Here is a 20,853-nt window from a genome sequence, read left to right on the forward strand (position 1 = left end):
GTTGATTCGCCCATCTCACCAAGGAGCAGATCGTGACCGTTGACGACACTCGCGCGAAGCCGCGTTCCAGCGTGGAGGACGTCTGGCCTCTTTCCCCGCTGCAGGAGGGAATGCTCTACCACACCGCCCTCGACGACGAGGGGCCCGACACCTACACCGTGCAGACCGTCTACGGTATCGACGGCCCGCTCGACGCCGCCCTGCTCAGGGCGTCGTGGCAGGCGCTGGTCGACCGGCACGCCGCGCTGCGGGCCTGTTTCCGTTACGTCAGCGGCGCGCAGATGGTGCAGGTCATCACCCGGGACGCGCAGATCCCTTGGCGCGAAACGGATCTCACCGGGCTGCCGGAGGAGATCATCGACAGCGAGGTCGACCGGCTGGCCGCGGACGAGCTGGCCGAGCGGCTCCGCATCGAGGTCGCGCCGCTGATGAAGCTGCACCTGATCCGGCTCGGGCCGGACCGCCACCGGCTCGTGCACACGCTGCACCACGTGCTGACCGACGGCTGGTCGATGCCGATCATCCACCGCGAACTCGCCGCGATCTACGCCGCGGGCGGGGACGCGTCCGGGCTGCCGCCCACAGTGTCCTATCGGGACTATCTCGCCTGGCTCGGCAAGCAGGACAAGGAAATCGCCCGTGCTGCCTGGCGCGAGGAGTTCGCCGGGGTCGATACGCCCACCGCGGTCGCGCCCGCCGATCCCGGCCGGGTGCCGGAGATCGACACCGCGATCGTCGAGCTGTCCACGGAACTCACCGACGGGCTGGCGAATCTCGCGCGCGGCCACGACCTCACGCTGAACACCGTCGTGCAGGGTGCGTGGGCGGTCGTGCTGTCGCAGCTCGCCGGGCGTACCGACGTGGTGTTCGGTGCGACCGCTTCGGGCCGACCCGCCGAACTGGCGGGGGTCGAATCGATGGTCGGCCAGCTGCTCAACACCCTGCCGGTGCGCGTGCGGCTCGACGGCGGGAAGCGGGCCGTCGACCTGTTCGCCGAACTGCAGCGCGACCAGTCCGCCCTCATGGCCCACCAGCACCTCGGCCTCCAGGACGTGCAGGCCGTCGTCGGACCCGGCGCGGTGTTCGACACGCTCGTCATCTACGAGAACTTCCCCCGCAAGGGACTCGGGCAGGCCCACGACGGCTTGACGCTGCGTCCGGTCAAACGCGGGCGCAACTCGTCGCACTATCCGTTCACCCTGGTCACCGGTCCGGGTGAGCAGATGCCGCTCATCCTCGACTACGACCGCGGCCTGTTCGACGAAAAGGCCGCCAGGTCGGTCGTCGGTGCGCTGGCCAGGGTGCTGGAGCGGCTGGTCGCCGAGCCCGACGTCCTCGTCGGCCGGTTGACGCTGCTGAGCGAGGCCGAACGTGCCTTGGTGGTGGAGGAATTCAACGCGACCGAGGGACCGGTGCCGGGCGACTCAGTCGTCGAGCTGTTCGCGCGGCGGGTGGCCGAGGCGCCCGACGCAGTGGCGATCACCGACGCCGCGGGCGCGAACCTCACCTACGCCGAGGTCGACCATGCGTCGAACCGGCTGGCCGCGTACCTCGCCGCCCGTGGCGTCCGCCGCGGTGACCGCGTCGGCGTGGCGATGGAGCGGTCGCCGGATCTGCTCATCGCGTTCCTGGCGATCTGGAAGGCGGGTGCCGCGTACGTCCCGGTGGACGTCGAGTACCCGGCCGAGCGGATCGCGTTCATCCTCGACGACTCCGCGGTGTCGGTCGTCCTGTGCACGCAGGCCACCAGTGGCGTCGTGCCGAAGGGCACGATCGTCCTCGACGCACCGGAAACGCGTGCCGCCATCGACGCTTTCGCCGCCACAGCAACGGAATTCCGGCCGAGCGCGGACGACCTGGCGTACGTCATGTACACCTCCGGCTCCACCGGCCTGCCCAAGGGCGTGGGGATCCCGCACGGTGGCGTCGCGGGTCTGGCCGGTGACCAGGGCTGGCAGATCGGCCCCGGCGACGGCGTCCTCATGCACGCGACGCACGTCTTCGACCCGTCGCTGTACGCGATGTGGGTGCCGCTTTCGACGGGCGCCCGTGTCCTGCTCACCGAGCCGGGTGTGCTGGACGCGGCCGGGGTGCGGCAGGCCGTCGCCCGCGGCGCGAACTACGTCCACCTCACCGCCGGCACCTTCCGCGCGCTCGCGGAGACGTCGCCGGAATGCTTCGACGGCCTGGTCGAAATCGGCACCGGCGGCGACATCGTTCCCGCGCAGTCCGTGGAGAACCTGCGGCGGGCCCAGCCGAACCTTCGGGTGCGCAACACCTACGGGCCGACCGAGACCACGCTGTGCGCGACGTGGCTCCCGATCGAATCCGGCGACGTCGTCGACCGGGAACTGCCGATCGGGCACCCCATGACTAACCGCAGGATCTACATCCTCGACGCCTTCCTGCGGCCCGTCGCACCGGGTGTGGCGGGCGAGCTGTACATCGCGGGAACGGGACTGGCACGCGGATATCTCGACAGCCCGGGACTCACGTCCGAGCGTTTCGTGGCCTGCCCATTCCTCCCGGGCGAACGCATGTACCGCACCGGCGACCTGGCCCGCTGGACCCGCGACGGCGAGGTCGTGTTCCTCGAACGCGCCGACGACCAGGTGAAGATCCGCGGCTACCGCGTCGAACTGGGCGAGGTCGAGTCCGTGCTGGCAGCCCAGCCGGGTGTGGTCGAGGCTGTCGTCATGGCGCGCGAGGACCAGCCGGGGGAGAAGCGGCTGGTGGGGTACTTCGTCTCCGACGGCGGCGACGCCGGTCCGGAGGAGATCCGGCGCCAGATGGGCCTGGTCCTGCCCGCGTACATGGTCCCGATGGCGGTCGTCGCCCTGCCCGGTCTGCCCGTCACTCCCAACGGCAAGGTGGACCGACGGGCTTTGCCCGCCCCGGATCTCGCGGGCCGTGCTTCGGAGAAGGCGCCGGAGAGCGAATCCGAGAAGGTGCTCTGCGAGCTGTTCTCCGAGATCCTCGGCGTCGACCACGTGGGTGTCGACGACGCCTTCCACGACCTCGGCGGCAGTTCGGCGCTGGCGATGCGGCTCATCGCCCGGATCCGCGAGGTGATCGGCGTGGACCTGCCCATCCGGCAGCTGTTCTCCTCGCCGACGCCCGCCGGTGTCGCCAGGGCGCTCGCCGCGAAGTCCCGTCCCGCGCTGGAGCCGGCCAAGCGGCCCGAGCGGGTTCCGCTCACCGCGCGGCAGCTCCGGGCCTGGCTGCTGGCCAGCCCCGGCGAGGAGACCGCCGGTCTGCACATCTCGGTCGCGCTGCGCCTGCGCGGCAGGCTGGACGTGGCCGCGCTGGCGGCGGCACTCGGCGACATCGCCACCCGGCACGAGGTGCTGCGCACGACCTTCCCGGGAGACGCGCAGAACGTCCGGCAGCTCGTCCACGAGCCCGCGGCCATCGAGCTGACCCCGGTGCCCGCCACCGAGGAAGAGCTTCCCGGCCTGCTCGCCGGACTGCGCGCGTCGGTCTTCGACCTCACCAGTGAAGTGCCTTGGCGCTGCGACCTTTTCGCGCTCGCGGAGAAGGAACACGTGCTGCACCTGCGGCTTCACCGGATCCTCGCCGACGACGACTCGCTCGACGTGTTCTTCCGCGACCTGGCGGCCGCGTACGGCGCACGGCGTTCGGGCCGCGTCCCGGAGCGCGCGCCACTGGCGCTGCAGTTCGCCGACTACGCGATCTGGGAGCAGCGGCTGCTCGCGGACGAGGACGAACAGGGCAGCCTGATCAACGAGCAGATCGTCTTCTGGCGGGACACCCTGACCGGGATCGAAGGGGAGACGGTGCTCCCGTTCGACCGGCCGCGTCCGGCCGTCCCGTCGCGGCGGGCGGGCACGGTCGCGCTGCGGCTGGGCGCCGAGCCGTACGACCGCCTGACCGAAGCGGTGGAACGGCTCGGCGCCGACACGATCCACGTCGTGCACGCCGCGCTCGCCATGCTGCTGAGCAAATTCGGCGCGGGCGAAGACCTGGTGATCGGGACGAAGCTGGCTCGGGACGAGGACCTCATCGACCTCGAACCGATGATCGGGCCGTTCGCCCGGCCGCTCGCCCTGCGCACGGATCTCTCCGGTGACCCGACCTTCCTCGAGGTCGTCACGCGGGTGCAGGAGGCGGTCCGGGGTGCGCGCCAGCAGTTGGACGTGCCGTTCGAGCGGATCGTCGACCTGCTGGACCTGCCCGCCTCGCTGTCCCGCCACCCGGTGTTCCAGGTGGGGCTGGAGGTGGACGAGGAGGACATCGGCGCGTGGGACGCGGCGGAACTGCCCGCCCTGCGCACCAGCGTCGAACCCGGAGGAACCGAGGCCACGGAACTGGATCTCGCGTTCAAGCTCACCGAGCGGCTCGACGAGGACGGTCTCGAAGGCACTCTCCGTTACGCCGCCGACCTTTTCGACGAGGCGACGGCGGAATCGGTGGCACGGCGGCTGGTCCACGTCCTGGAGCAGGTCGCGGAGGATCCCCAGCGGCGGATCAGCGAGCTGGACCTGTTCCTCGACGAGACCGAACGCGGCCGTCCGGCGATCGCGCCGGCACGGTGGGCGGGCGAAGTGCCTTCGGTGGTCGCGGAGCTGGGTCCGCTCGGCGCGCTGGTGCTCGACGGCCAGAAGCGACCTGTCGCCCCTGGCGTCGTCGGCGACCTCTACGTCACCGGACCGGCGGTGGACGAGGGCAAGTCCGGTGAGCCCTGCCCGTTCGGCGAGCCGGGGCACCGGATGCTGAACACCGGCCTGCTCGCCCGCAAGACCCCGGCCAAGACCCTGATCGTGGTGGGGGAGCGGCGGCGCACGAGCACCTCGGTGAAGACGGGTGACTACGAGATCCTGTTGCCGCTGCAGGCAGGCGGAGACCGGCCGCCGCTGTTCTGCGTGCACGCGAGCGGTGGGCTGAGCTGGAACTACGGGCCGCTGCTGCGGCATCTGCCCGCGAACCAGCCGGTCTACGGCGTGCAGGCACGCGGCCTCGCGCGGACCGAACGCCTGCCCGAGAGCGTCGAAGAGATGGCGGCCGACTACCTCGAGCACATCCGTGCCGTGCAGCCGACCGGGCCGTACCACCTGCTCGGCTGGTCGCTCGGCGGCCGGATCGCGCAGGCGATGGCCGCGATGCTCGAAGCGGACGGGGAAGAACTCGGCCTGCTCGCGCTGCTCGACGCCTATCCCGTCTACATGGGACGGAACGCGACCGGCACGGTGACCGAAGAGGCGGCGCGCGACGAAGACGGCCTCCAGAAACGGAAACAGCAGGATCTGGAGCTCGCCGGAGGCATGGTCCAGGGCCCCGGTGCCCGGGAGCGGCTGGAAGCGGTCATGAAGAACCTCTGGAAGGTCGGGCCGCAGCACACGGCCTCGCCGTTCACCGGCGACATCCTGCTGTTCGTCGCCTCGGAGGACCGGCCTGCCCACCTGCCCGTGTCGGAGGCCGTCGCCGGCTGGAAGGACTTCACCAGCGGCACGATCGAACACCACGAGATCCCGACCAACCATTACGACATGGTGCAACCCGCGGCGTTGGTCCAGATTGGGTCCATCGTCGCCGAGAAGCTCCGGCCGCGGCCGGGCGCGTGAAAGGAAAAGCAATCATGAGCAACCCCTTTGACAACGAAGACGGTTCCTTTTTCGTGCTGGTGAACGACGAGGGCCAGCACTCGCTCTGGCCGACGTTCGCCGAGGTGCCCGCCGGCTGGACCCGCGTCCACGGGGAGGCCTCGCGCCAGGAATGCCTCGCCTACGTCGAGGAGAACTGGACCGACCTGCGGCCGAAGAGCCTGATCGCGGAAGTCAACGGCTGAGTGAGGTGTCCAGCCGCTCAAGGCGAGCGGTTGGACGAGTCGTGAGTGGCGATTCGGGTTCTAACCCGAATCGCCACTCACGACCCGCCGGACGAAAGACGAAAGGAACTGCCGTGTTCGAGGAGCTCAACGTCGTCAAGGGCCTGGAAATCCACCGGAGGAACCGATTCGATCCGGGAGCGGAACTCCTCGCCCTGATGGCCGAAGGCCCCATCTCCGCCCTGGGCACCGAGGAAGACGGAGAACGGCGGACGGCGTGGCTCGCCACCGGATACGACGAGGTCCGTCAGGTCCTCAGCTCGGACAAGTTCAGCGCGCGCCTGATCTACGGCGGGACCGCGGCAGGTATCGCCTGGCCAGGCTTCCTCACGCACTACGACCCGCCGGACCACACGCGCCTGCGCCGCCTGGTCACCCCGCCGTTCGCCATCCGGCGGATGCAGGGGTTCCGGCCCGAGGTCGCGCAGATCGTCGAAGACGCCTTGGACACCATCGAGGACATGGGCGGTCCGGTGGATTTCGTCCCGCACTTCGGCTGGGCGATCGCCACGACGGCGACCTGCGACTTCCTCGGCATCCCGCGGGACGACCAGGCGGATCTGTCCCGCACCCTGCACGCCAGCCGCACCGAGCGGACCGACAAACGGCGCAACGCGGCGGGCAACAAGTACATGCAGTACATGAACAAGGCCGTCGCCCGCGTGCGCCGCGATCCCGGTGACGACCTGTTCGGTGTGGTGGTGCGCGAACACGGCGACGAGATCACCGACGCGGAACTGGCCGGAGTGGCCGCGTTCATCATGGGCGCCGGCGGCGACCAGGTGGCCCGTTTCCTCGCGGCGGGCGCGTTGCTGATGGTCGATTTCCCGGAGCAGTTCGACATCCTGCGGGACCAGCCGGACACGATCCCGGACTGGCTGGAAGAGCTGAACCGGTATCTCACCACCGACGAGAAGCTCCACCCTCGTATCGCGAAGGAGGACGTGACGATCGGCGGCCGTCTCGTCAAGGCCGGTGACACCGTCACGTGTTCCCTGCTCGGGGCGAACCGGGCGAAGTTCCCCGCGCGAGAGGACGAATTCGACATCACCAGGGAGAAGTCGCCGCATGTCTCGTTCGGGCACGGGATCCACCACTGCCTCGGCAGGCCACTGGCGGAGATGGTGTTCCGGGAGGCGATTCCGGCGCTGGCTCGGCGTTTTCCCAAGCTGAGGCTCGCCGAGCCCGACCGCAAGCTCAAATTCGGACCGCCACCGTTCGACGTGGAAGCCCTGCCGCTCGACTGGTAACGCCAGAAAGCCTGAGGAGAATCATGGTAGTTCCCTTGCCGCATCAGCGGATCCGGCTCGATCCGGCGCCGGAGCTCTGGGCGTTGCACCAGGAAGGCCCGCTGCACTCCTACGACACGGAGACGGGGCTCAACGGCCGCAGGCAATGGTTGGTCACCGGGTACGACGAAGTGCGCGAGATCCTCGCCGACGCCACGCGGTTCAGCTCGATGCGGCCGGTCGACGACGAGGCGGACCGCGCCCATCTGCCGGGGATCCTGCAGGCCTACGACCCACCGGACCACACCCGTCTGCGCGGGACGGTGGCCCCGGCGTTCAGCGTCCGGCGGATCGAGCGGTTGCGGCCGCGGGTCGAAGAGATCATCGAGGAAGGCCTCGACGATCTGGAGAGCATGGGGTCGCCGATCGACTTCGTCCGGTACGCGGGCTGGCCCATCCCGGCGCTCATCGCCTGCGAGTTCCTCGGTGTCCCGCGCGACGATCAGGCCGACCTGTCGCGCATGATCCGGGACAGCCGGGAGAGCCGGATCCCCAAGCAGCGGGCCCAGTCGAGCCTCGGCGTCGTCAACTACTGCGAAAAGCTCGCCGCCCGCGAACGCCGCGATCCCGGCGACGAGCTGATCGGTTTCATCGTGCGCGAGCACGGGGACAAGGTCAGCGACGAGGAACTTTCGGGGCTCGCCGAGGCGATTCTGATCGTGGCCGTCGAGCAGATGGCCGCCCAGCTGGCGATGGCGGTGCTCCTGTTCGCGACGAATCCCGCCCAGCTGTCCTTGCTGCGCGAGCGTCCGGAGCTGGTGGACAGCGCGACCGAGGAAGTCCTTCGCTTCCCGACGATCGTCGAGGCCCCTTCACCCCGGACGGCGCTCGTCGATCTCACCATCGCCGGATACGACATCCACGCCGGTGACGTGCTGACCTGTTCGATGCTGGCGGTCAACCGCGCGCTCGGGGACAAATTCGACATCACCCGGGAGAACAGCCCGGGGCATCTCGCCTTCGGGCACGGCATCCACCACTGTGTCGGGGCTCCGCTGGCGAGGCTCGAACTGCGGGTGGCGCTGCCGATCCTGGCGCGCCGGTTCCCGGCGCTGCGGCTGGCGGTCCCGGAGGAGGAACTGCGGTTCGTGGCGGGCAAACCCGCCCCGTTCAACATCGAGGAGCTCCCCGTTGAGTGGTGAGGATACGCGTCCGCTGCACATCCGCAGGCAGGACCTCGATCCGGCGGACGAACTGCGCGCCGCCGGGCCGCTGTCGAAGGTCACGGTGGGCACCGGGGCGGACGCCGAAACCATCTGGATGGCCGCGGGACACTCCGTCGTCCGCCAGGTTCTGGGCGACCACAAGCGATTCAGCACCCGGCGCCGGTGGCACGAGCAGGACGAGGTCGGCGGGCGGGGCATCTTCCGGCCGCAGGAGCTCGTCGGCAACCTGATGGACTACGACCCGCCCGAGCACACCCGGATGCGGCAGAAGCTGACCCCGGGCTTCACGCTGCGGAAGATGCGGCGCATGGAGCCGTACATCGAGCAGATCGTGACGGAACGGCTCGATGCCATGGAGGACGAGGGTTCCCCCGCCGACGTGATCGAGCTCGTCGCCGACGAGGTGCCGGGAGCCGTGCTGTGCGAACTGATCGGGGTGCCCCGTGACGACCGCGCCATGTTCCTGAAACTGTGCCACGGACATCTCGACGCCTCGCTGAGCCAGCGGAGACGGGCGGCCGCCGGCGAGGCGTTCTCCCGCTACCTGCTGGCGATGATCGCCAGGAACCGCGAGGAACCCGGGGAAGGACTGATCGGCGCCGTCGTCGCCGAACACGGCGACGAGGCCACCGACGAGGAACTGCGGGGTTTCTGCGTTCAGGTGATGCTGGCCGGTGACGACAACATTTCCGGCATGATCGGCCTCGGCGTGCTGGCTCTGCTGCGGCATCCCGACCAGCTCGCCGCGGTGCGGGGCGACGGCCAGGCGGCGGACCGGGCGGTCGACGAGCTGATCCGGTACCTCACGGTCCCGTACGCCCCGACACCCCGCACGGCCATGGAGGACGTCGTCATCGGGGACGAGGTGATCAAGGAGGGCGAGACCGTGCTCTGCTCGCTCCCCATGGCGAACCGTGATCCCGCGCTGGTGCCGGATCCGGACCGGCTCGATCTCACGCGGGAGCCCGCGCCGCACGTGGCGTTCGGGCACGGGATCCACCACTGTCTCGGCGCTTCGCTGGCGCGGCTCGAACTGCGGACGGTCTTCACGTCGCTGTGGCGGCGTTTTCCGGACCTGAGGCTCGCGGATCCCGCGAAGGACACCATGTTCCGCCTGACCACGCCGGCGTATGGGCTCACGAGCCTGATGGTCGAGTGGTGAGGGTGAGGCGTCGGTACAGCGGGTCGTGAGTGGCGATTCGGGTTATTGAGGGGTAAGGCAAATGTGGCGTGTTGCGAAAGCCACTTTCGCACCGTCAGTTCAAAGTGATCGACCCGGGTGGTGGTGAAGGCCTCCTTGCCTACTCTGAAGGTAGGGAAGGGGCCCTTCGCTACGCCGTCGACGTGGCTTTCGCGACACGATCGAAGGCGGCCATGAGCGGACCGCCCACCGCACCCGACACGTTTGCCCTTCTCCTCAATAGAACCCGAATCGCCACTCACGACCCACCGGACCCACCCCGCACCCTGACGTCCATGGCCGCGCTGGACGTCCCGCCCGATCGCGGATGAAGATTGCGGCGCGGCGAACGGCCGGACCGCACTTCCTGGTCACCGAAGGAGCTTCCACTCGGTATGGAGCACGCAATCGACGAGGTCGCGCCGGCCGTGGAGCCGACGGCGAACTACATGATGAGGACGCACTGCGATCCGCACGAGGACATGTTCACGTTGCGGGAGAAGGGCCCGTTGGTCCGGATCCTCGGGGACGCGTCCACCCAGCTCGGCAAGGGCTACGTCTGGCAGGCGCTCGGCTACGACGTCGTACGCAAGATCCTCGGCGACCACGAGAACTTCACGACGCGGCCCCGGCTCACCGAGGCGGAGGCGGAACGGACGACCAACGGCGAAGACGTGCCCATGGCGCCGCAGTTCGTCGGCCAGATCTCGACCTACGACCCGCCCGAGCACACGCGGTTGCGGCGGATGCTGACCCCGGAGTTCACCGTCCGGCGGATCCGGCGGCTGGAACCCGCGATCCAGGAACTCATCGACGAACGTCTCGACGAGGTCGAGGCCGAAGGCCCACCCGCTGACGTACAAGGACTTTTCGCCGACCCGGTGGGCGGCGGTGTCCTTTGTGAACTGCTCGGCATCCCGCGCGACGACCGCACCGAGTTCATCCGGCGGATCCGGCGGAACGTCGACCTCAGCCGGGGCTTCAAGGCGAGGGCGGCCGACAGCGCGGCGTTCAACCGGTACCTGCTCGGCCTCATCACCCGCCAGCGCGAGGATCCCGACGACGGTTTCCTCGGCATGCTCGTGCGCGAGCACGGGGACAAGGTCACGGACGACGAGCTGAAGGGCCTGTGCACGGCGCTGCTTCTCGGTGGCGTCGAGACCGTCGCGGGAATGCTGGGGTTCGGCGTGCTCGCGCTCCTGGATCACCCCGACCAGAAGCAGATGCTCTTCGAAGGCCGTGAAGAGGCGGATCGCGTCGTCAACGAACTGCTGCGTTATCTCTCGCCCGTGCAGCAGCCGAATCCGCGGATGGCGCTCAGGGACGTCGTCGTCGGCGGACAGCTCATCAAGGCGGGTGATTACGTCCTCTGCTCGATCCTGATGGCCAACCGGGACGAAGCGCTGACGCCGAACCCGAACGTCCTCGACGCGCGGCGCCCTCCGGTTTCGGACGTCGGATTCGGGCACGGCATCCATTACTGCATCGGCGCCGCGGTCGCGAGGTCTGTGCTGCGCATGGCCTATCAGTCCCTGTGGCAGCGATTCCCCGGGCTGCGCCTGGCGGTGTCCAACGACGAAGTCACCCTCCGGAACGCGTTCATCGACTGCCCGGATCAGTTGCCGGTCACCTGGTAGAAGGGGGAAGCGAAATGCGCGTGTTGTTGTGGGCGTGTGGGTCACGCGGGGACGTCGAACCGCTGGTGGCGTTGGCCGCGCGGTTGAAGGAGTCCGGCGCCGAGGTGCGGGTGTGCGCGCCACCGGACAGCGCGGAGCGGCTGGCCGAGATCGACGTGCCGCTGGTGCCGGTCGCCCGGCCGGACCGCGGGATGAACGACGGCGAGGGCCGAGACCCTGAGCTCGCCGCCGCCGGGATCGCCGACCAGTTCGACCAGATGCCCGCCGTCGCCGAAGGCTGCGACGTCGTGGTGGCGACAGGTCTGTTGTCCGGCGCCGTCGCCGTACGGTCGGTGGCCGAGAAGCTCGGAATTCCTTACTACTACGTCGCTTTGTGCCCGATCCACCTGCCGAGCCACCTCGATGCGCCGCAGCGGGAAATGTACAACCAGGGCGCCGACGGCCTGTTCGGTGACGCGCTCAACGCCAAGCGGGCCGAGATCGGCCTGCCGCCGGTGAAGGACCTCTTCGACTACTGCTCCACCGAAAAGCCTTTGCTCGCAGCGGATCCGATCCTCGCGCCGCTGGAGCCGCGGCACGAGGCCGTGCAGACCGGCGCGTGGATCCTTCCCGACGAGCGGCCTCTTCCCGCCGACCTGGAAGCGTTCCTCGCCGCCGGCCCGCCGCCGGTGTACGTCGGTTTCGGCAGCTCGTCCGGCACCGCCGACGCGGCGAAGGTGGCCATCGAGGCCATCCGCGCGAAGGGGCACCGGGTGATCCTTTCCCGTGGCTGGGCCGGTTTGGATCTGCCCGGGGACGAGGACGACTGCTTCGCCGTCGACGAGGTGAACCTCCAGGAGCTGTTCCGGAGGGTTGCCGTCTCCATCCACCACGACGGCACGGGCACCACCCACATCGCCACCCGTGCGGGCTCCCCGCAGATCATCGTGCGGTCGATCGTCGGCCAGCAGTACTACTCCGACCAGGTCGCCGAGCTGGGGATCGGTGTCGCCCTCGAAGGGCCGGCCCCGACCTTCGAAGCCATGTCCGCGGCGCTCACCACGGCGCTGGCCCCGGAGACCAAGGCCAAGGCGACCGCCGTGGCCGACACGATCCGCGCCGACGGGACCACGGTCGCCGTGGACCTGCTGCACGACGCGGTCAGCCGGGAAAAGCCGTCGGTTCCCGCCTGAGCTGAAAGAACGGGGAATTACGTGAAGCGCGTGTTGCTGGCGACGTCCGGAAGCCGAGGGGACGTCGAACCACTGGTGGCCTTGGCGGTGCGGCTGCGGGAGGCGGGCGCCGAGGTGCGGATGTGCGCGCCACCGGACTCCTCCGAGCGGCTGGCCGAGGTCGGTGTCCCGCTGGTGCCGGTCGGACAGTCGACCAGGACCGCGATCAAGGGGGCCAAGCCGCCGTCTCCCGAGGACGGGCCGCGGCTTTCGGCCGAGGCGATGGCCGTCCAGTTCGCCGAGGTCCCGGCGGCCGCCGAGGGCTGTGACGTCGTGGTGACGACCGGGATGCTGGCCACCGCGGTCGCCGTCCGGTCGGTGGCGGAGAAACTGGGCATCCCGTACTTCTACGGCTTCTACTGCCCGCGCTTCATCCCGTCGCCGCATTACGCGCCGCCACCTCCGCTCGGCGAGCCTCCCGCGCCGGAAGGAGCCGACAACCGGGCGCTGTGGGAGCGCAACAGCCGGAGCGCGCTCAAACGCTTCGGCGAGCCGCTGAACAGCCAGCGGGCCGCGATCGGTCTGCCGCCGGTCGAGGAAGTCTTCGGCTACGGCTTCACCGATCACCCCCTGTTGGCGGCCGACGCGTCCCTCGCCCCGCTCCAGCCGACGGATCTCGACGTCGTCCAGACCGGCGCTTGGACACTGCCCGACCAGCGGCCGCTTTCCCCGGAGCTGGAGGCGTTCCTCGCCGCCGGCCCGCCGCCGGTGTACGTCGGTTTCGGCAGCATGCGCGCCCCTGAAGAGGCTGCCAAGGTCGCCATCGAGGCGGTACGGGCCCACGGTCGCCGGGTGATCATTTCCCGTGGCTGGGCGGACCTCGCACTGATCGACGACCGGAGCGACTGCTTCGCGGCGGGGGAGGGCAACCAGCAGCTGCTGTTCGGCCGGGTGGCCGCCGCGGTCCATCACGGTGGTGCGGGCACGACGACCACGGCCACCCGGGCGGGTGTTCCACAGGTCGTGGTCCCGCAGATCGCGGACCAGCCGTACTTCGCCGTCCGGGTGGCCGAACTGGGGATCGGCGTGGCGCACGAAGGCCCGACACCGACCTTCGGGTCACTGTCGGCCGCGCTCGAGACGGCACTCGCCCCCGAAACCCGGGAACGGGCGACTGCCGTGGCGGGCACGGTCCGCACCGACGGGGCCGCCGTGGCCGCGAAATTCCTCCTCGACGCGGTCGACCGCGTTTCCGTCTGAACCCTGGGAGACGAAATGCGTGTGTTGTTGTCGACGACCGGACTCCGTGGAGACGTCGAACCGGTGGTCGCGCTGGCGGTGCGGTTGCGGGAACTCGGCACCGAGGTGCGCGTGTGCGCGCCGCCGGACACCGGGGAACGGCTGGCCGAGTTCGCCGTTCCGTTCGTCCCGGTCGGTCAGTCGTTGCGCGCCATGATGCAGGGGATGACGGAAGGGGAGGGGCCGGAGCCGCGGCACCCCGCCGACGAGCTCGCCGAGCAGTTCGACGCGGTCCCAGCGGCCGCCGAGGGCTGTGACGTGGTGCTGGCGACCGGCGTCCTGTCCGCCGCCATCGGCGTGCGGTCGGTGGCCGAAAGCCTTGGCATCCCGTACTTCTACGCCGCCTACTGCCCGATCTATCTGCCGTCGCCGTACTACCCGCCGCCCCTGTCGCGGGGCGACGGACGGCCGCCCGAGGAGGCCATGGACGACAACCGGGCGCTGTGGGACTTCTACAACGAGGTCTTCTCCCGGCGATACGCGGACGCGCTCAACGGCCGTCGCGCGGCGCTCGGCCTGCCGCCGGTGGAGAACCTCGTCGAGTACGGCTTCACCGAGCAGCCCTGGATGGCGGCGGATCCGGTGCTGGCCCCGCCCCGGCCCGAACTCGGTGCCGTGCAGACCGGCGCGTGGATCCTGCCCGACGAGCGCCCTCTTCCCGCCGACCTGGAGGCGTTCCTGGCCGCCGGTCCGCCGCCGGTGTACGTCGGTTTCGGCAGCACGCCCGAAATCGCGGACACGGTGAAGCTGGCTGTGGAGGCGATCCGCGCGCAGGGGCACCGGGTGGTCCTCTCGCGGGGCTGGGCGGACATGGCCCTCCCCGACGACGGAGCCGACTGCTTCGCCGTCGGCGAGGCGAACCTCCAGGCGCTGTTCGGGCGCGTCGCCGCCGTCGTCCACCACGCCGGTGGGGGCACGACGACCGTGGCCGCGCGGGCGGGCATCCCGCAGGTCGTGCTGCCCCAGATCACCGACCAGCCGTACTTCGCCGAGCAGGTGGCCGCGCTGGGCATCGGCGTGGCGTTCGAGGAGTTCGGCCCGGCCCCCACTTTCGATTCGCTGTCCGCCGCGCTCGCGACGGCGCTGTCCCCGGAGACCCGGGCGCGGGCCGCGGCCGTCGCGGGCTCGATCCGTACCGACGGGACGACCGTGGCCGCCGACCGGCTGCGTGCCGCGGTCGGCCGCGTCTCCGTTTGACCATCCCGAAATCGACCAGGGTGAGGAAAATGTCCGATCTGGCTGCAGAACCGCACGAGAACCGGCAGATGGCGCAGTGGTTCGGCGCAGACGCCGAACGGTACGACCGCGCCCGGCCCACCTACCCCGAAGCACTGGTCGACCGGATCGTCTCGATGAGCCCCGGCAAGAACTTCGTGGACGTCGGCTGCGGTACCGGCCTTTCGTCCCGCCCGTTCCAGGCGGCGGGCTGCACGGTGCTCGGCGTCGAGCCGGACGCGCGGATGGCGGAGGTCGCCCGCAGGCGGGGGCTGGACGTCGAGGTCGCCAAGTTCGAGGACTGGGACCCGGCGGGCCGCACCTTCGACGCGGTCACCTCGGGGACCGCCTGGCACTGGGTGGACCCGTTCGCGGGCGCGACCAAGGTGGCGGAGGTGCTCGCCCCCCACGGGCTGATCGCGTTGTTCGACAACGGTTTCGAACTCCCGGAAGCCGTCATGACGGCGCAGGGCGAGGCATACCGGCACGCCATGCCGGACGTGAAGTTCGAGCCGCCGTCCAAAAAGGACGAAGACGTCGAAGAATACGTCCAGCAGGTCTACGCCAAGCAGTACGTGAAGGCCGCCGAAGGCATCCTCCGGACCGGCGCGTTCAGTGTGCCGGAGGAACTGCGCTTCGAGTGGTCGCGCGTCTGCACCCGTGACGAATGGCTGGACCAGATCCCGACGCAGGGCGGGCTCAACCACCTCGCGGAGGACGCGCGCGCCCGGTTCCTGGCGTATCTCGGTTCGGCCATCGACGAAATCGGTGGGTCGTTCACCATCAACTACGCCACGGTCGGCATCGCCGCGGTCCGGCGCTGAAGTACACCAGGGGATACGAAATGCGCGTGTTGTTTTGGTCGTACGGAACCCGCGGCGAGGTCGAACCGCTGGTGGCACTGGCATTGCGGTTGCGCGAGCAAGGTGACGAGGTGCGGATGTGCGCGCCTCCCGACTACACCGGACGGCTGGCCGAGGTCGGCGTGCCGCACGTCGTCGTCGGCAAGCCCGTGCTCGAAGAAGCGGGCGCGCTGGGTGGACCGCCCGAATCGCCCGAGGCCGCGATCGCGGGGATCGCCGAGCAGTTCGACAAGATCCCGGCGGCCGCCGAAGGCTGTGACGCGGTGGTGGCGACCGGCCTGCTGTCCGGCGCGATCGGTGTCCGTTCGGTGGCCGAGAAACTGGGCATCCCGTACTTCTACGTCGTTCCCTCGCCGGTGCTCGTGCCGTCGTCAGAACACCGGGGCATGTACAACAACGGCGCCGACGGGATGTTCGGCGGCGCGCTCAACGACCTGCGCGCCGCGATCGGTCTCCCGCCGGTGAAGAACCTGTACGACTTCAGCGCCACCGACAAGCCCTTTCTGGCGGCGGACCCGCTGCTGGCACCGGCGGATGGCGGTGTCCAGACCGGCGCTTGGATCGAGCCCGACGATCGTCCGCTTTCCGTGGAGCTGGAAGCATTCCTCGAGGCCGGCACGCCGCCCGTGTACGTCGGTTTCGGCTGCTCGCCTGCCCCCGTCGACATCGCGAAGGTGGCCGTCGAGGCGATCCGCGCCCAGGGGCGCCGGGTGGTCCTTTCCCTCGGCTGGGCCGGTTTGACGCTGCCCGACGACGGCGCCGACTGCCTGGCCGTCGGCGAGGAGAACCTGCGCGCGCTGTTCGGCCGGGTGGCCGCCGCCGTCCATCACGGAGGCACCGGTACGACGCATGTGGCGGCGCTGGCGGGGGTCCCGCAGATCCTGGTCCCGCAGATCGCGGACCACCCGCATTTCGCCGCCAAGGTGGCCGAACTGGGCATCGGGGTGGCGCACGACGGCCCGAACCCGACGGTCGAATCCTTGTCCACCGCGCTCGTCACGGCGCTGGCCCCGGAAACCTCGGCACGCGCGAAAACCATCGCAGGCGCGATCCGCACCGACGGGACGACGGTGGCAGCAGAACTCGTGCGCGCCGCGGTTACGTGTTGAGCTCGTGAGTGGTAAGGACGGTTCTAACCGTCCTTACCACTCACGAGCCGCAGGCTCTGTCCAGGCTCACCAGTTGAAGCGCGACAAGGCGGTAACCAAAATCAGCACCATGCTTCCAGGCCCCGGCGCGACCCGGCTGCTGGCGATATCCCCCCATTTGGACGACGCGGTCCTCTCCCTCGGCGCGAGCCTCGCCCAAGCGGCGCGGGACGGCGCGGAGGTACTCGTCAACACGGTCTTCGCCGGAACGGCTCCGCCTCCCTATTCCGCGGCGGCGGAGCGAATGCACGCGGTCTGGGGTCTTTCCCCGGAGGACGACGCGCCGCTCCATCGCCGGAACGAGGACATCGCCGCGCTCGCCCACTTGGGGCTGGCGTACCGGCACGGCCGGTTCCTCGACTCCATCTACCGGAGGCTGCCGGACGGCCGGTGGCTCACCGATCACGTGGAGGGCGGGCAAAAGCTCGCGGTCGCCCAGGATTCACCGGGCGACGACGGCCTCGTCGCCGACATCAAGGACGACATCGAGGCGGTCGTCGCCGAGTTCGAGCCGACCTTGATCGTCACGTGCGCGGCCGTCGTCGACCATCCCGACAACCTGGCCACCCGTGACGCTGCCTTGTCCGCCGCGCGCGCGAAGAACGTTCCGATACGGTTGTGGGAAGACCTTCCCTATTCGATGTTCAAACCGGGAACGATCGAACTCCCCGCCGGTTTCCGACTCGGCACTTCCGAATTCGAGTCCGCCACCACGGAGACTTGGAAACGGAAACAAGAAGCGGTCGAGTGCTATTCTTCCCAGCTGACAATGCTCAACGGCAGGAACAAGAATCTGTTCGCAAGGCTGGACGAGCACGCGCGGAAGAACTCGCCGCGGGGCGGATTCGGCGAAACCACCTGGCCCGTTCTCCTCGACGACAACAACGGTTAAGCGAATCCGCGACAGCCGCCGTATCACGCCCGGAGGTACCGGAGTGTCCGCAACACTCACCCATCTGCCGTCACCGTCATTGGACCCCGCGCCCGAGGGTGTGCGCGGCCGCTGGGCGTTCTGGCGCTCACCCGCCGATCAGCCGCGGTGGGCCCGGCCGGCGCTGCTGGGCATCGCCTTCGTGGCCTTGGTGCTCTACGCCTGGAACCTGCCGAGGGTCGACTTCGCGCCGCTGTACTCGGACACGGCCAAGAGCATGTCCGAGAGCTGGAAGGCGTTCTTCTACGGCACCGTCGACCCGGGGGCGACGTACACGCTCGACAAACTCGCCGGATCGTTCGCGCCGCAGGCCATCTCGGCCAAGATCTTCGGCTACCACGAATGGTCGCTGGCGCTGCCGCAGGTGATCGAGGGCGTGATCTCGGTACTGGTGCTGTACCGGGTCGTGCGGCGCTGGGCGGGCGTGGTGCCCGGCCTGCTCGCCGCGGGCATCTTCACCCTCACCCCCGTCCTCGCGTCCATGTTCGGGCACAGCATGCAGGACGGCCTGCTCACCCTGTGCCTGGTGCTGGCCGTCGACGCCTACCAGCGCGCCGTTCTCGAGGCGCGGCTCCGGTCGCTGGTCTGGGCCGGTGTCTGGGTCGGTATCGGCTTCCAGGCGAAAATGGTGCAGGCGTGGATGATCCTGCCCGCGCTGGCGATCGGCTACCTGCTGAGCGCCCCGGTCGAGCTGCGCCGCCGGGTGAAGCACCTGGCGCTCGCCGGTGTGGTGACGCTGGCGGTGTCGCTGTCGTGGATCGCGCTCTACACCTTCACCCCGGACGGCTCGCGGCCGCATATCAGCGGCACCACGAACAACAGCGCGTTCGCCATGGTGTTCGGCTACAACGGTCTCGGCCGCGTCGGCATCCACCTGCCCGGCGCCGAGGACCCCAACGGCCGCGGTGGCCTTCCGTCGCTCGGCCCGGGTGGTCCCGGTGGCGGACCTGGCGACTTCCCTGGTGGCCCTGGCGGTCCTCAGGGCGGTCCGGGTGACGGCCCCGGCGGGCCGGAGGGTGGTCCCGGGGATCCGCAAGGCCCCGGCGGTGGCCAGGGGCTGGACGAGAACGGGAACTTCGGGACCAAGCACCAGGACGAACAGAACGGGGACTTCGGCCCGAAGGCCGAAGGCGGCCAGCCTGTCGGCCCTGGCGGTCCGCAGCCGGATGAGTCCAAAATGGAGACACGGGCGGACCCGATGGGGGCGACCAAACTGCTCGACGGTCACCTCGGCGTCGCGATCGCCTGGTTGTTCCCGCTCGCCCTGCTGTCCCTGCTGTGCGGGCTCTGGTGGTGGCGCCGCGCCGAGCGCACCGATCCGGTGCGCGGCGGGCTGGTGATGTGGGGCGTCTGGCTGGTGACCTTCCTCTTCGTGTTCAGCGCGAGCGCCGTCGCGCACACCGCGTACGTGGCCTCTCTCGCCCCTGCGATCGCGGCGCTTTCCGCGCTCGGCATCGTCACCTTCTGGCGGGCGTACCACAACGGCGGCAGGCAGGGCTGGATCCTTCCGATCGCCATCGCGGCGGAGCTGGCTTGGGGCGCCTGGCTGTGGTCCCATTACCCGAACTTCCTGCCGTGGGCGAAATGGGGCACGCTCGTGATCGGGGTGGCCGCCCTCGTCGTGCTGATCGTGGCCCGAATGCGTGAGAACGCGTCGAAGTCCTTGGTCACCGCCGCTCTCGTCCTCGGTGTCGCGGCGATGATCGCCGCGCCCGCCACCTATGCCTTCTCCGTACTCCATCCCGATTACTCCGGCAGCTCTTTCGACGCCAATGCCGGACCGGCGTCCGGCTCCTTCTGAGGCGGGCCGGTGTCGTTCTCAACGTCTGCGGAAGTCTCCGCCGGCCGGAAAGGAAATCTGCCGATGCAGGAATCGCTCGACTCCACCGAGGTTCACCGTCGTTTTCAGCTGATCGCCAACGGTCCCGCCCTGTTCAACGCGGTGGTGTCCGGTATCGAGCTGGACATCTTCGACTTCCTGGAAGAGCGCGGCGGCGCCGACGCGGCGGCACTCGGTGAGTTCACCGGGCTGGAGCCGCACAAGCTCCGGGTGCTGATGCTCGCCCTGACCACCACGGGCCTGATCGAGAAGCGGGGCGTCGACTATGTGAACCACCCGGTCGCGACCGAACTGCTCGCCACGAGCGGACCGGAGAGCTGGCAGCACATCCTGCTCAGCTGGAAGACCATCTACTACCCGGCGTTCGCCCGGATGACCTCCGCGCTGCGCGCCGGCACCAACGAGGCCCTCGACGCCCTCGACGGCCCGGGGGACACGCTGTACGCGCGGCTCGGCAACGACCCGGAGAAGGCGCGGATCTTCTACACGGCGATGTCGGCGTTCTCGCTGCAGACGATGCCGGGGCTGCTGGAGCACATCGACGTGAAGTCGTCGCGGCACCTGCTCGACGTCGGCGGCGGCGACGGCACCACGGCGGCGGCCCTGCTGAAGGCCAACCCCGGCCTCAAGGCCACGCTGCTCGACCTGCCGAGCAGCGTGGAGCTGGCCGAACAGCGCGTGCCCGCCGAGGTCACCGACAGGCTCACCCTGCACCCGGCCGACCTGCTGACCGACGCGTTCCCCGACGGCCCCGACCACGCCCTGTTCAGTCATGTGCTCGACACCTTCACGGCCGAGCAGTCCGTCATGCTGCTGGCCAAGGCCTACGAGGTGCTGCCGTCCGGCGGGAAGATCTCGATCTACGGCTTCGCGGCCGCGGACGACGAGACCGGCGGGCCGCTTTCCGCGCGGCTTTCTTTGTACCTCAACATCCTCGCCACCGGACGCGGGATGGCCTGGCCGCAGGCCGAGGCCTCGGCGTGGCTCAAGTCGGTGGGTTGCGTCGACGTCCGCTCGGTGGAGCTGCCGTTCGAGCACGCGCTGGTGACCGGTACTAAGCCGTGACCGGGTAAGGGCGGCGGTGTGGGGAAACAGGGACACGCAACCTGGCCCCCGATCGGGGCCCAGGGACGTAACTTGCGTGATCAGAGGCGTAACTCGCGTGATTAGAGGCGTAACTCGCGTGATCAGAGACGGGCCGCCTCCAATCACGCGAGTCACGTGCTCAATCACGCGAGTTACGTGCTCAATCACGCGAGTTACGTCCCCTGCGCGCCATGGCAGCTCAT

The 20,853-nt window shown here is 69.5% G+C and carries 14 protein-coding genes; all 14 read left to right on the forward strand.

Going from position 1 to position 20,853, the window contains the following annotated elements; translation table 11 throughout:
* Positions 1-32: 32 nt before the first annotated feature.
* The 14 genes from AC069I_RS32530 (at position 33) to AC069I_RS32595 (ending at position 20,629) form a co-directional block, all read left to right on the forward strand.
* Positions 33-5,582, forward strand: a complete 5,550-nt coding sequence (locus AC069I_RS32530) for an amino acid adenylation domain-containing protein (protein WP_478267120.1) — start codon at positions 33-35, stop codon at positions 5,580-5,582.
* Positions 5,583-5,596: 14 nt separating this feature from the next.
* Positions 5,597-5,806 (forward strand): MbtH family protein, encoded by a 210-nt coding sequence (locus AC069I_RS32535; RefSeq protein WP_126733878.1) that lies wholly within the window; start codon positions 5,597-5,599, stop codon positions 5,804-5,806.
* Positions 5,807-5,919: 113 nt separating this feature from the next.
* Positions 5,920-7,095, forward strand: coding sequence for a cytochrome P450 (locus AC069I_RS32540; protein ID WP_478229830.1), 1,176 nt, complete (start codon positions 5,920-5,922; stop codon positions 7,093-7,095).
* Positions 7,096-7,118: 23 nt separating this feature from the next.
* A complete protein-coding gene (locus AC069I_RS32545; RefSeq protein ID WP_478229831.1) occupies positions 7,119-8,276 on the forward strand; it encodes a cytochrome P450 in 1,158 nt (385 codons plus the stop codon).
* A complete protein-coding gene (locus AC069I_RS32550) occupies positions 8,266-9,462 on the forward strand; it encodes a cytochrome P450 (protein ID WP_478267121.1) in 1,197 nt (398 codons plus the stop codon). The genes AC069I_RS32545 and AC069I_RS32550 overlap by 11 nt, the downstream gene beginning before the upstream one ends.
* Positions 9,463-9,875: 413 nt before the next feature.
* Entirely contained in the window at positions 9,876-11,117 is a 1,242-nt protein-coding gene (locus AC069I_RS32555; RefSeq protein WP_478267122.1) for a cytochrome P450, read from the forward strand.
* 14 nt (positions 11,118-11,131) lie between these two features.
* Entirely contained in the window at positions 11,132-12,289 is a 1,158-nt protein-coding gene (locus AC069I_RS32560; protein ID WP_478267123.1) for a glycosyltransferase, read from the forward strand.
* A 21-nt stretch (positions 12,290-12,310) separates the two neighbouring features.
* Entirely contained in the window at positions 12,311-13,528 is a 1,218-nt protein-coding gene (locus AC069I_RS32565; RefSeq protein WP_478267124.1) for a glycosyltransferase, read from the forward strand.
* A 15-nt stretch (positions 13,529-13,543) separates the two neighbouring features.
* The gene (locus tag AC069I_RS32570; protein ID WP_478267125.1) at positions 13,544-14,764 is read left to right on the forward strand and encodes a glycosyltransferase; all 1,221 of its coding nucleotides are present in this window, start codon (positions 13,544-13,546) and stop codon (positions 14,762-14,764) included.
* 29 nt (positions 14,765-14,793) lie between these two features.
* Positions 14,794-15,606, forward strand: a complete 813-nt coding sequence (locus AC069I_RS32575) for a class I SAM-dependent methyltransferase (protein WP_478267126.1) — start codon at positions 14,794-14,796, stop codon at positions 15,604-15,606.
* Positions 15,607-15,626: 20 nt separating this feature from the next.
* Positions 15,627-16,754: a glycosyltransferase gene (locus tag AC069I_RS32580; RefSeq protein WP_478267127.1), complete on the forward strand. Its 1,128-nt coding sequence runs from the start codon at positions 15,627-15,629 to the stop codon at positions 16,752-16,754.
* A gap of 109 nt (positions 16,755-16,863) precedes the next feature.
* Positions 16,864-17,685, forward strand: coding sequence for a PIG-L deacetylase family protein (locus AC069I_RS32585; RefSeq protein ID WP_478229839.1), 822 nt, complete (start codon positions 16,864-16,866; stop codon positions 17,683-17,685).
* A gap of 43 nt (positions 17,686-17,728) precedes the next feature.
* Complete coding sequence (locus AC069I_RS32590; RefSeq protein WP_478229840.1) at positions 17,729-19,525, forward strand: ArnT family glycosyltransferase; 1,797 nt, start codon at positions 17,729-17,731, stop codon at positions 19,523-19,525.
* A gap of 63 nt (positions 19,526-19,588) precedes the next feature.
* On the forward strand, positions 19,589-20,629 hold the full coding sequence (locus AC069I_RS32595; protein WP_340684957.1) for a methyltransferase: 1,041 nt from the start codon (positions 19,589-19,591) through the stop codon (positions 20,627-20,629).
* The last annotated feature ends 224 nt before the right edge of the window (positions 20,630-20,853 follow it).

The organism is Amycolatopsis sp. NPDC043885, assembly GCF_056435685.1.

Bases quoted from the DNA above. Each gene is read 5' to 3' on its own strand.
- AC069I_RS32545 (WP_478229831.1), top strand. From the start codon at position 7,119: ATGGTAGTTCCCTTGCCGCATCAGCGGATCCGGCTCGATCCGGCGCCG.
- AC069I_RS32575 (WP_478267126.1), top strand. From the start codon at position 14,794: ATGTCCGATCTGGCTGCAGAACCGCACGAGAACCGGCAGATGGCGCAG.
- AC069I_RS32555 (WP_478267122.1), top strand. From the start codon at position 9,876: ATGGAGCACGCAATCGACGAGGTCGCGCCGGCCGTGGAGCCGACGGCG.
- AC069I_RS32535 (WP_126733878.1), top strand. From the start codon at position 5,597: ATGAGCAACCCCTTTGACAACGAAGACGGTTCCTTTTTCGTGCTGGTG.
- AC069I_RS32560 (WP_478267123.1), top strand. From the start codon at position 11,132: ATGCGCGTGTTGTTGTGGGCGTGTGGGTCACGCGGGGACGTCGAACCG.
- AC069I_RS32585 (WP_478229839.1), top strand. From the start codon at position 16,864: ATGCTTCCAGGCCCCGGCGCGACCCGGCTGCTGGCGATATCCCCCCAT.
- AC069I_RS32570 (WP_478267125.1), top strand. From the start codon at position 13,544: ATGCGTGTGTTGTTGTCGACGACCGGACTCCGTGGAGACGTCGAACCG.
- AC069I_RS32595 (WP_340684957.1), top strand. From the start codon at position 19,589: ATGCAGGAATCGCTCGACTCCACCGAGGTTCACCGTCGTTTTCAGCTG.
- AC069I_RS32580 (WP_478267127.1), top strand. From the start codon at position 15,627: ATGCGCGTGTTGTTTTGGTCGTACGGAACCCGCGGCGAGGTCGAACCG.